At 62.7% G+C, this 11,391-nt stretch carries 11 protein-coding genes; 1 reads left to right on the top strand and 10 read right to left on the bottom strand.

All coding sequences use genetic code 11. The annotated features are described in order from the left end of the window. Positions 1 to 29 precede the first annotated feature (29 nt). The 9 genes from CQW31_RS25505 to ubiE all read right to left on the bottom strand — a co-directional run bounded on the left by CQW31_RS25505 (position 30) and on the right by ubiE (position 6,031). The gene (locus CQW31_RS25505) at positions 30 to 737 is read right to left on the bottom strand and encodes a 16S rRNA (uracil(1498)-N(3))-methyltransferase (RefSeq protein WP_054884286.1); all 708 of its coding nucleotides are present in this window, start codon (positions 735 to 737) and stop codon (positions 30 to 32) included. After that, positions 734 to 1,525 (bottom strand): twin-arginine translocase subunit TatC, encoded by a 792-nt coding sequence (gene tatC, locus CQW31_RS25500; RefSeq protein WP_054884287.1) that lies wholly within the window; start codon positions 1,523 to 1,525, stop codon positions 734 to 736. The genes CQW31_RS25505 and tatC overlap by 4 nt, the downstream gene beginning before the upstream one ends. Next, positions 1,522 to 1,899 carry a Sec-independent protein translocase protein TatB gene (gene tatB / locus CQW31_RS25495; protein ID WP_099815692.1) on the bottom strand — a complete coding sequence of 126 codons (378 nt, stop codon included), beginning with the start codon at positions 1,897 to 1,899 and terminating at the stop codon, positions 1,522 to 1,524. The genes tatC and tatB overlap by 4 nt, the downstream gene beginning before the upstream one ends. A 3-nt stretch (positions 1,900 to 1,902) precedes the next feature. Continuing rightward, positions 1,903 to 2,190 (bottom strand): twin-arginine translocase TatA/TatE family subunit, encoded by a 288-nt coding sequence (locus CQW31_RS25490; RefSeq protein WP_054884289.1) that lies wholly within the window; start codon positions 2,188 to 2,190, stop codon positions 1,903 to 1,905. Positions 2,191 to 2,216: 26 nt separating this feature from the next. Continuing rightward, positions 2,217 to 2,552 carry a phosphoribosyl-ATP diphosphatase gene (locus CQW31_RS25485; RefSeq protein ID WP_013974545.1) on the bottom strand — a complete coding sequence of 112 codons (336 nt, stop codon included), beginning with the start codon at positions 2,550 to 2,552 and terminating at the stop codon, positions 2,217 to 2,219. A gap of 1 nt (position 2,553) precedes the next feature. After that, positions 2,554 to 2,946, bottom strand: a complete 393-nt coding sequence (gene hisI / locus CQW31_RS25480; RefSeq protein ID WP_027592414.1) for a phosphoribosyl-AMP cyclohydrolase — start codon at positions 2,944 to 2,946, stop codon at positions 2,554 to 2,556. 72 nt (positions 2,947 to 3,018) lie between these two features. After that, entirely contained in the window at positions 3,019 to 4,641 is a 1,623-nt protein-coding gene (ubiB, locus tag CQW31_RS25475; protein ID WP_054884290.1) for a ubiquinone biosynthesis regulatory protein kinase UbiB, read from the bottom strand. Next, positions 4,638 to 5,261 carry an SCP2 domain-containing protein gene (locus tag CQW31_RS25470; protein ID WP_054884291.1) on the bottom strand — a complete coding sequence of 208 codons (624 nt, stop codon included), beginning with the start codon at positions 5,259 to 5,261 and terminating at the stop codon, positions 4,638 to 4,640. Before CQW31_RS25470 ends, ubiB begins: the two co-directional genes overlap by 4 nt. Next, a complete protein-coding gene (gene ubiE, locus CQW31_RS25465; RefSeq protein ID WP_054884292.1) occupies positions 5,261 to 6,031 on the bottom strand; it encodes a bifunctional demethylmenaquinone methyltransferase/2-methoxy-6-polyprenyl-1,4-benzoquinol methylase UbiE in 771 nt (256 codons plus the stop codon). Before ubiE ends, CQW31_RS25470 begins: the two co-directional genes overlap by 1 nt. A 124-nt stretch (positions 6,032 to 6,155) precedes the next feature. Between ubiE and CQW31_RS25460 the strand changes: the two genes are divergently transcribed. Beyond that, positions 6,156 to 6,431, top strand: a complete 276-nt coding sequence (locus CQW31_RS25460; RefSeq protein ID WP_054884293.1) for a polyhydroxyalkanoic acid system family protein — start codon at positions 6,156 to 6,158, stop codon at positions 6,429 to 6,431. A 27-nt stretch (positions 6,432 to 6,458) separates the two neighbouring features. On the opposite strand, the gene CQW31_RS25455 is transcribed toward CQW31_RS25460, so the two are convergent. After that, a complete protein-coding gene (locus tag CQW31_RS25455) occupies positions 6,459 to 11,123 on the bottom strand; it encodes a DUF6543 domain-containing protein (RefSeq protein WP_099815691.1) in 4,665 nt (1,554 codons plus the stop codon). Between the last annotated feature and the right edge of the window lie 268 nt (positions 11,124 to 11,391).

Here is an 11,391-nt window from a genome sequence, read left to right as displayed (position 1 = left end):
AACTTGATAGATAAAAGCTGACCCGTCTGTCAGAAAATCCTTGAGAGCAAGGCGGTTACCGCGGTTTCCACACGAAGAATGCGCTCACCCAGCTGTACAGGTGCCAGGCCAGCCTTGCCGAACAGCTCGATTTCGTAAGGAATCCAGCCGCCTTCGGGGCCGATGGCCAGGGTTACGGGGCCTTCAACCGCGCGTGGGCAGGCCGGGTAGGGGCCAGGGTGGCCAACCAGGCCGAGAGTGCCTTCGGCAATGGCAGGCAGGCGGTCTTCGACGAACGGTTTGAAGCGTTTTTCGATGATCACTTCGGGCAGCACCGTGTCGCGGGCCTGCTCAAGGCCGAGAATCAGGTTTTCGCGGATGGTTTCAGGGTTGAGAAAAGGCGTTTGCCAGAAGCTTTTCTCTACCTTGTAGCTGTTGACCAGGATCAGCCGCGGCACACCCAGGGTGGCCACGGTCTGGAACAGCCGGCGCAGCATCTTCGGGCGCGGGACGGCCAGCACCAGGGTCAGCGGCAGTTTGGCCGGCGGCTGTTGGTCGAAGGCGACCTCCAGCTCGGCTTCATGCTTCTCAAGGCGCAGCACGGTGGCCTTGCCCATCAGCCCGTTGATGCGGCCCACGCGCAGCGTGTCGCCCACCGCGACACCGTGGATTTCCTGCATGTGGGTGAAGCGCCGATCAGCGAGAACGACACGCTCGGCCGAGACGAAATCGGCCTCTTCAAGAAGTAACAGGTTCACGGCTGGGTCGCTGGCGGCTGGTCGTCAGGGTCGTTGGTGGCTTCTTCGTCGGCATGGCTGCGTTTGCGGATCAGGCTGCCACACAGCACGCCAATCTCGAACAGCAGCCACATCGGCACCGCGAGCAGTGTCTGCGAGAAGATGTCTGGCGGCGTGAGGATCATGCCGACCACGAAGCAGCCGATGATCACGTACGGGCGGACCTTCTTCAGGTACTTCACGTCGACCACGCCGATCCACACCAGCAGCACCACGGCTACCGGGATCTCGAAGGCGACACCGAAGGCGAAGAACAAGGTCATGACGAAGTCGAGGTAGGCGGCGATGTCGGTCATCATCGCCACGCCTTCCGGCGTGGCTTTGGCGAAGAAGCTGAACATCAGCGGAAACACCAGGAAATAGGCGAAAGCCATCCCGGCGTAGAACAGCAGGATGCTCGATACCAGCAGCGGAATGGCAATGCGCTTTTCATGGCGATACAGGCCTGGCGCGATGAAGCCCCAGATCTGCTGGAGAATGAACGGGATCGCCAGGAACAGCGAGACGATCATTGTCAGCTTGAACGGCGTGAGGAACGGCGAGGCCACGTCGGTGGCGATCATCGTCGCATTGGCCGGCAAATGGTCGCGCAGCGGCGCCGACACCAAGGTATAGATCTGCTGGGCGAAGGAGAACAGCCCGGCAAAGATCAGGAAGATGACTGCCACACAGCGCAGCAGGCGGGTGCGCAGTTCGGTGAGGTGCGAAACCAGCGGCATTGGCTGGTCATGTTCCGGGTTCTCGCTCATGGGGCTCGCGGCGGTTGAGGCGGTTCAGAAGATGTGGCCGGTGCGGCAGGTGGCTCGACCGGCCTGGCTTCGAGCCCGGCAGGTGGCTGCACGCTGGCCGTGGTTACCGGCGGCTGCGCGGGTGGCGTCAGTGGGTTGAGGATGCGCTTGGCTTCCTCTTCCATCTGCAGGATGTGCTCGTTATGCAGCTGGCGGCGGATGTCGTCGGCGCCGATTTCGCGCTCGACCTCCATCTTGATCGCATTGAAGCTGCGTTTCAGCCGCCCGATCCACAGCCCCGCAGTACGCGCGGCGCCAGGCAGGCGCTCGGGGCCGAGCACCAGCAAGGCGACCAGGCCGACGAGCAGCAGCTCGCTGAAGCTGATGCCGAACATGGGTCAGTCTTTCCGCTGCGGCTCTTGGACCGGCTGGGCCTGGCCCTCGATGGTGTGGCCTTGCTGCGGCTGCGCGCTGCTCTGCTGGTGAGGCGCCTGCACTGGCGGCACGGGCTGGGCGGGCGGTGGGGCCTGCTCGGCCGGCTTGTTCTCTTCATCGCTCATGGCCTTGCGGAAGCCCTTGATCGACTCGCCCAGGTCGCTGCCGAAGTTCTTCAGCTTCTTGGTGCCGAAGACCAGGACGACAACCACCAGCAGGACGATCCAGTGTTTCCAGTCAAAAATACCCATGGTGCTCTCCTAAGAATTCTATTGGCTCAGGCCGAAGGCTGACGCGCGGCCTTTTCATCGTGCCCGGAAAGCCCGAAGCGGCGCTCCAGTTCATCTAGCACGGCTTGCGGATGCTGGCCCAGCGCACTGAGCATGACCAGGCTATGGAACCACAAGTCTGCGGTTTCATAGATGACATCACTGTAATCCTTGCTCACGGCAGCGTCTTTGGCTGCGATGATGGTCTCGACGGACTCTTCGCCGAGCTTTTCGAGGATCTTGTTCAGGCCCTTGTGGTACAGGCTGGCCACGTAAGAGCTGTCAGGAGCCGCTTGTTTGCGCTCTTCGAGCACTTCGGCCAGGCGATTGAGGGTGTCGCTCATGTCAGTGTCCTGCGCTATAGATGGCATCCGGGTCTTTCAGAACCGGGTCGACGGTTTTCCACTGGCCGTCCTCGAAGACGCGGTAGAAGCAGCTTTCACGGCCGGTATGGCAAGCAATGTGGCCCAGCTGCTCGACCATCAGGATGATCACGTCGGCATCGCAGTCCAGGCGCATTTCATGCAACTTCTGCACATGGCCGGACTCCTCGCCCTTGCGCCACAGCTTGCCACGGGAACGCGACCAGTAGATGGCGCGTTGTTCGGCGGCGGTCAGTGCCAGCGATTCGCGGTTCATCCAGGCCATCATCAGCACACGTCCGGTCTTGTGGTCCTGGGCGATCGCCGGTACCAGGCCATCGCTGTTCCACTTGATCTCGTCCAGCCAGTCTTTCATCGTCGACTCCAAAGCGGGCCCGCTCCTGTGCCGGGCCCTTTGCGCTAGTGTGCCAGCCAGCAGCGCGGCTGGCTATTGGCGCACAATCAGGTAAAGCCCGGCGGCCAGCATCAGCCAGGCCGGCCAGGCGCCAGGTGCGGCCAGGCTGGCGGCCTCGGCGGCGCCGGTGGCCAGCACCGCACCGCCGCCAAGCAGGCCGGCACCGAGCAGGCGCAGCGCCCAGCGGTCGCCCTGGCGGCGATGTTCCGGCAGTTGCGGGTCTTCCAGGTGCGGCTGCGACAGACGTTCGAGCAGGTCGCGGGCCATGCCAGCCAGGTGCGGTAGCTGCTCGACCTGGCCATGAATGTTGCCGAGCACCGCCTTGGGGCTCATGCGTTCGCGCATCCAGCGTTCGAGGAACGGCTTGGCGGTGCTCCACAGGTCCAGGTCAGGGTACAGCTGTCGGCCCAGGCCTTCGATATTGAGCAGCGTCTTCTGCAGCAGCACCAGCTGCGGCTGGACTTCCATGTTGAAGCGCCGGGCGGTCTGGAACAGCCGCATCAGCACCTGGCCAAAGGAAATATCCTTTAACGGTTTTTCGAAGATCGGCTCGCACACGGTGCGAATCGCCGCTTCGAACTCATTGACCTTGGTATGCGCTGGTACCCAGCCCGAGTCGATGTGCAGTTCGGCAACGCGGCGATAGTCACGCTTGAAGAAAGCGATCAGGTTGCGCGCCAGGTAGTCCTGGTCTTCGGCGGTGAGGCTGCCAACGATGCCGCAGTCAATGGCGATGTACTGCGGGCTCCACGGTTTGACTGTGCTGACGAAGATGTTGCCCGGGTGCATGTCGGCGTGAAAGAAGCTGTCGCGGAACACCTGGGTGAAGAACACTTCCACGCCACGTTCGGCCAGCATCTTCATGTCAGTGCGCTGGTCAGCCAGGGTGGCCATGTCGGTCACCGGCACGCCGTAGATGCGCTCCATCACCAGCACCTTGGGGCGGCACAGGTCCCAGTACACCTGGGGCACGTACATCAGCTCGGAACCTTCGAAGTTGCGCCGCAGCTGGCTGGCATTGGCCGCTTCGCGCAGCAGGTCGAGTTCGTCGTAGATGGTCTTTTCGTAGTCGCCGACGATTTCCACCGGGTGCAGGCGGCGGGCGTCGGCCGAGGCGCGCTCGGCGGCCTTGGCGATCTGGAACAGCCAGGCCATGTCCTGGGCGATGACCGGCTTCAGGCCAGGGCGCACCACCTTTACCACCACCTCTTCGCCACTCTTGAGGCGGGCGGCATGCACCTGGGCGACCGAAGCAGAGGCCAGTGGCTCTACGTCGAAACGGCTGAACACTTCGCCGACCTTGGCGCCGAGCTGATCTTCGATCAGTGCCACGGCTTTTTTCGGGTCGAACGGCGGCACGCGGTCCTGCAACAGCATCAACTCGTCGGCGATGTCGGTGGGCAGCAAGTCGCGGCGGGTGGACAGCAACTGGCCGAACTTGATGAAGATCGGCCCCAGGTCCTGCAGCGCCAGACGCAGGCGCGCACCGCGGCTGAGCGCTGATGGCTTGCGCGGCAGCCAGCGCCAGGGCATCAGCAGGCGCAGGCTGGCCAGCCACCAGGGCAGCAGGGGTTGTTCGAACAGCAGGTCATCGAGACGGTAGCGGATTACCACGCGCTGGATGCGAAAAAGACGGCGGACGGCGAGCAGCTTCATGCGTTTTCGCTGGTATCAAGGGATCGGGAGAGGCGCTTGAGGCGGGCCTCGAGGCGTTCTGTGTCGAGCTTAAGGGCATCGAGTTCGCTGAAGGCGGCTTCAGCTTCGCGCTTGCCCACCAGGGTACGGGACTCTTCGGCCAGGTATTCGGACAGGTTCTGGCTGAAACGTGCCAGGCCCTGGCGGGTCCAGCGTGCGCGCAGGCGGATGTGCCCGGCCAGCATGGCCGTGGCAACCGGGCCGAGCCAGCGCTGCAGCTCGTGTTCCCAGTCCAGTTCCAGGTCCTGCAGCATGCCGAACAGGTCGAGCAGCACGGCACTGTCGCCATGCAGTTCGACCTGCGGGCTGTGCAGCACGGCGGTCTTGTCCCGGGCAACGGCCAGTTGTACCAGGCTACCGGCCGGGGCGCGCAGGCTGCAGTCGACTGCGCCTTCCCAGTGGGCGGCGAGCATCAGGCCTTCTTCATCGGGCAGGATGAACACCTGCAGGGCCGGCTGGCGGCAGTCGATCTCGATGACCTTGCCTGCGAGCGCGGCCAGCCGCGGCAAGGCCGTGCTGTCCATGCGCAGGACACGGTTCAGGCCATGTTCGACACTGGCGAGCAGCCCGGCCAGCAGCATCAGGGCTTGATTCCCCGGTGCACGGCAACGATGCCGCTGGTCATGTTGTGGTAGGTGACGCGGTCGAAACCGGCCTCGACCATCATGCTCTTGAGGGTTTCCTGGTCGGGGTGCATGCGGATCGACTCGGCGAGGTAACGGTAGCTTTCGGAGTCATTGGTGATCAGCTTGCCGGCCAGCGGCATGAAGGCGAACGAATAGGCATCGTAGGCTTTGGACATCAGCTTGTTGGTCGGCTTGGAGAACTCCAGGATCAACAGGCGCCCGCCTGGCTTGAGCACCCGCAGCATCGAGCGGATGGCCTGGTCCTTGTGGGTGACGTTGCGCAGGCCGAAGGCGATGGTCACGCAGTCGAAGTGGTTGTCCGGGAACGGCAGTTTTTCGGCGTCGGCCTGGACGAACTCGATATTGCCGGCCACACCACGGTCGAGCAGGCGGTCACGGCCGACCTTGAGCATCGAATCGTTGATATCGGCCAGAATCACCTGGCCCGTCGGGCCGACCAGGCGCGAGAACTTGGCGGCCAGGTCGCCGGTCCCTCCCGCGATGTCCAGCACGCGGCTGCCGGCGCGCACGCCCGACAGTTCGATGGTGAACCGCTTCCACAGGCGGTGCATGCCGCCGGATAGCACGTCGTTCATCAGGTCGTACTTGGCGGCGACCGAGTGGAACACTTCGGCGACTTTCTTCGCCTTCTGGCTTTCAGGGACGTCCTGGTAGCCGAAATGGGTGGTGGGTTCGGCGTGGTCGCCTTTGCGCTGGTCGTTCATATCGCTTCACCGGAAAAAATTACCGCCATTCTAGGGCGAACGGGCGGATTTGTCTTGGCGGGGTGTGCCTGGGGGCAGGGGCGGGCATAATGCAGATTATGTCTACATACCCAGGAACACCCGCATGACCCAGATCAGCGTCGAACGCAAACACTCCCTCGGCCGCGATGCCGCCCGCGCCAAGGCCGAAGCGCTGGTCGACAAGCTCAGCCGCGAATACGACCTCAAGGCCACCTGGAACGGTGACCGGGTCGACGTGGCGCGCAGTGGCGCCAGCGGTAGCGTGCACATCGCTGAAGACAGCATCCGCGTTGAGCTGAAACTGGGCATGATGCTGTCGATGATGAGCGGTACCATCAAGGGCGAGATCGAGCGCGCCCTGGACAAGGCCCTGGCCTGAGGCCGGGCCTTGCGTTTGCCGGGCGCCTCAGGCAGCGGGGAACGGAATGATGTCGGCGATCTGCTCCAGACGCAGGTCGCCACGGTAGATCTCCAGTCGCTGAGCGGCGGTTCCCGCTTCCTCGAGCCGCGCCTCGCGCTCCTTGCCACGCGCTTCCCAGAATTTCAGATGTGCCTTGGCGAATGCGCGCGGCGCCGCGTCGGCACTGCGGTAATGGAAGTGCGCTTCCCACAGCACTTTATGCGGGGCCTCACGGTCCCGTACTTCATACACGTCAAGAAAATCATTGGCCGTGCGCAGCGGCTTGCGTGACGTACTCAGGCTGATCTGCAGGCGCCCTTGCTCATGCAGGTAGCGCAGGGCGTTGGCGTCCGGGTGGCGGGTGTTGAGGTAGGCATCGGTGAGCAGGCGTCGTTTTTCCCCGCGGACCAGGATGATGGCATCGCTCAGCTGGCTGCTCAGGCGACGGGCTTCGGGGGCTTCTACGTTTTCCAGCTGCTGTGCGACCTGGCGCAGGTCGTCGATGTGCCAGTCCATGAGGTCTGCCAGGCTGTTCGGTTCGTTGCCATAGCGCGCTGCCAGGGCGAGCCGCTGGTCCGTTTGCGCCAGCAGGCGCGCAGCACGGCGGCCTGGCTCTGCGCTGCCCTGTGGCGCAGGTTGCTCCGCTGCAGTGAGTTCGTGCCATTGATCGCCACGTAGTTCATAGGCGCCTGCGGGCTGCTCGTTGACGGGGTTGCGCAGGACCGCGCGCTGGCCCGCCTGGTCACGCTCCACCAGCACCGAGCGGCCGTGGGACGTACGGATCAGCATGCGTCGGCCAGGTCGGACACGATGGGGCGGGCGCGGCAAGGCAGGTGCGGCACCGCTCTCGATGCTGGCCAGGACATTGCTCAGCTGGGTTTCCGTCTGGCGCACCAGGCTACTGAGTTCTTGCACGTAGGCTTCCAGCATTTCGCCATTCACTGCCTGCGACGTGAAGGACTGCATGTAATGGGCCTTGCCGAGGATCACTCGGTATTCGCGCAGTGCCTGGTTCAGTACCTCAATTTGCTGTTCGCGGGGCAGGTCGGCGGAGGCCAGGCCATCATGGCTCCAAATCGTGGCCGATAGCGCCTTGTTGCTCAGAGCATCTTGCAGCGGCACCAGGTCGGTAGCCGCTTCGGCTGTCAGCTGGGTCTTGTCAAGGGTCAGACTGGCTTGGTCGCTGAGCAGTTGCGCGCGGATGATCAATGTCGAATAGGGGCGCTGGCGAATGGCCTGGTCAACCTTCTCACGCTTGTTGGGAAAGTCAATTCGGCTGTCGTCGAGCACTGCAGGCAACAGGGTGTCCAGTTGCTCGCTGACCTCAAGTAGTTGGCGGGTGGTAACCAGCGTTTGCTGGGTCAGATCGCGAAACGCCACGTAGCGTTGCATCTGCTCCGGCGTTTGCGGATGCTTGAGCAAGCCGATGGATTGCTCCCGGAGCATATCGTGGTCGGTCAGCTCCAGCAGACGTCGAAATAGCATCATGTCATTGTCGATGGCCGCTATCGACCAGCTGCTGAGGCGCCGCTGGAAATCGGTCTTATGGCTCATCCTGAGGAAGCGCGGCTCAAGCAGTTGCCTGAAGAAACCGATGTTTTCATGCAGCAACTTCTTTTGCTTTTCCAGGTACAGGGCAGCTGCCCTGAGTTCGGGATGAAGTTGCCGGCGAAGCACCAGCAACGCCTGGCGCTGCTCAATCAGTGATTCGGGGAACTGAGCGAGGTCGCAGGTGGGCATTGCATTGAACGCTCGGCTGAATGCATCGGCCATCTCGTCATAGGTTTGAAGCTGTGTGGTGTTGCGGTCCATCAGGGTTTGCAGCTTGGCCAGCGCATCCCCATTGGCCTGAGCAGCGGCGCGCAGCGCGTCGAACTGCCGCTGGTTTTCGGCATGGATGGCTTCCCTGCTTTTCGGCATGCCGCCTGCCAAGGCCAGGTCCAGCCTCCATTCGCCGTTCCAGCGTGCCAGCCATGGGCCCTTGAGCCGTTCGCGGCCAACGATGTGGTAGTCATCAGGCGCGCCACCCCAGTGGGTCTGCCATTCTTCCTGGCTGACGTCCGGGCCGATGATCTGCATGCCGCCGTAGGTTTCCCGCACCTCGAAGGGGATTCCCTGAAGCCTTGTGTAGAGGCGTTGTTCGACCCGGTACAGGCCGCGCAAGCGGCCGCTGGTAATGGCGTCCTGGCTGTTCAGGGAAACGTGGGCCTGCAGCCTGGCCAAGTCGCCGCGTTGCGCTGCGGTCAAATAACCAAGGCGTTGCTTGTTGCGCCAGCTGGTTATCTGCAACGTGGCCGGTCTGTGCGGCTGCCAGGTGGCTTTGTCTGGCTTATCGGCCACTTCCGGGTCATTGGCGCTGCGGCCAGCCGGTTCGTCAAGACGTGTTGTGTGCGGCACGGCTTCTACAAGAATGCCCTGTTTTTCCCGGGCGCCACGGTGGGCCAACAGCATCGCCAGATTGGTCAGCAGGTCGGTAGCGGCCACGCCCCTTTGCTCCGCGCTGGCGTGGAGCACTTCGTCGAAGTCTTCTTTCAAGGCGGGCACCGCGCTCATCAGCCATACCAAATTCGCCAGGGTACCGTGCAGGAACAGCGTGGCGCCGTTGAACGCGGCCCAGGCAGCTTGCTTGGCCAGCGCCCATTTCTCTTGCGCGTTGGACGTGCTGCTGTTGGATGCCAACAGGATCATGGCCTCGATTCTGGCGTCGAACAGTTTGCTGGGCAGCTGCTCGGTCCAGGGATCGAATGCTGCGCTGACCGGGCGTTTGAGGCTTTCCAGGATGGTGTCCACCAAGGACGCGCCTGGGCCGACCAGGTGAGCCAGTTGCGAGAGCCCCGGATGCAGATGAGGTCGCGTAAAACCATCATCGGCATAGACCGGCCGGGCATCCTCGTCCAACCAGTCGAGAACGCTCTGCTGCAATTCGCCTGGTGCGCGAATCGCTGCCATCAGCAGCTCCAGGCTGGCGAACTCGCGAACGCTATCTTGCTGATAGAACGGGCGATACAGTACCCAGCCCGTGCTCCGGGGCAACTGGAGCAGAAACATCCCATGCACGATATCGTGTGCCGAGGCGCCTGGCGCGGCCAGCAGTGCCAACGGTGCGAGCCGTGCCTGGTCGGCCTGCTCGCTCATGGCTTGAGAAAAGTCGACCAGGGCCTGGCATGCGGCCTCACTCAGGTTTTTCTCGACACGGCCCTGTAGTGCGCGCAGCAACAGCGCGTTCCGCCATTCCCGGTGGTACTGGCTGACACGCTGTGCCAGTCGGGGTGGTGCGTAGGCCAGTGTTCTCACATAGCGCGGATATTCGGCACCCACGTCAACGGCATGCACCAGCGCCCTGACCTGTTCCAGCGTCAGCCAATCGTGAATAGCCTTGCCATTGGCATCGCGCAAACCGGTCATCACTTCGCCGGCATTCAGCCGCAAGCGCGCGATGGCGAGTTCCGTCAGGGTTTCCGACCTGAGATAGAGCGCGCGCGCGTCAGCAGGGAAGCTGGCCGGTATGGCCTGGGAAATCCGGACCAGCACGCGATCTGGATCGTGCTGTGCCACGTCAGGATGGGCCGCTTGCAGTTGCTCGCGAAGGCGCCGGTTGGCGAAGCTGTTGAGGTCTTCAATGTCGGCAAATGGTGCCTTGTCGCTGGCTTGCCCCTGCAGGGCGGCCAGGTCGAGCAACGCGGCGTGGTAGTGAAAGCGATTATCAGGACTAGCTGTTTCCAGCCAGGCTGGCAGCGCGATGGCCGGCCGCTGGAGAGTTGGCAGCGGCTGGTTGAGAAACTGTGGTGCCGGGTTGCTCACGGCCCTGAAGATAGTTTCCAGGGCACCGACACTGGGGATGCCGGCCAGGCGCACCCGGCGAATATCATCGAGGGTGACATTCAGTACCTGGGCTGCCTGATAAGCCAGAGGATCGCCTTGCACAAGCTGATGTGCCCAACTCAGCCTGTCGAAGCGATAGCGCTCCGCCAGCTCATCGCGCAGCGCCGTGGCGAAAGCATTCTCGTCGGGGTAGCTGCGAACGATGCCAGAGGGTTGGCAGCACAGCGTGCGTGAGCCGCTGCCGGTTATCAGCAGATGGGGTACTGGCGGGTGCCAGCTGCTGGTGCCCAGGCTAAGGGTGACCTGCAAGGCATGAATGGACACGTCCTGTTCACTCCCCACAAGCAGGTTGAAGACCATGCGTTTCTCGTCGGCATCCAGATACTGCCGGTGAACGTTGTCGAGCAACGCTGCCTTTATGACCTGCTCAAGCCAACCCAGGCGGGATATTTCCGTGCCGTCATCGCAGCCATTCCAGTAGGCCGTTTGCGCCAGCTGATAGGCCTGGGGTAGTGCGGCCAGGCATGAATCCAGGTCGCTGCCGAGCTTCTGCAGGTCAAGGTCGATTTGCGGTTTTGGGTTGCTGTAGTCATCTCGCTCCTGGGCACGGAAGACCTCCGGTGGCGCTGTGCTGAGATGATCCGCGTTGGTAAGCGAAAGACTCTTGCCGCTCAGGAAACTGTCCAGCAGTGTGTCCAAAAGGTCGCTCTGACGGGCTGCGGTTGTGGGCGTCGCGGCGTAGAGGATACTGAAGCCCTCAAGCGAACCGAGTCGGGGATGCTGTTGGCTGATCCATGGGTAGCGGTCGAGCAGGGCGATAAAACCCTCGTGGGCGATGACGTCACGCAAGGTTGGCCGGTCTGCAAAGTGATTGGCGACAAGCTGTCTGAAGGAAAGGGACGGTGTGGCAGAAGGATCGTGCATGTTGGTAAGGCTCGGCTGAAATGAGCCCTGCACGCTAGGCCTGAAATGGCCAGCCAGGTGGTCAATAAATCTAGGCACGGATGCGCAGCGGCATCCAGCTTAGGGTGAGGTTTCTAATTTTCTTGCCTACCTTGTGCTCAAGCCCAACCTCCATGGGCGGTTTTTCCTCCACTCATGAACATGAGGTACACAG

It is taken from the genome of Pseudomonas sp. 382, assembly GCF_002759075.1.
Classification (GTDB): domain Bacteria; phylum Pseudomonadota; class Gammaproteobacteria; order Pseudomonadales; family Pseudomonadaceae; genus Aquipseudomonas; species Aquipseudomonas vlassakiae.
Note: the sequence above shows the minus strand (reverse complement) of the source record. Positions and strands in the feature narration are given on the sequence as shown.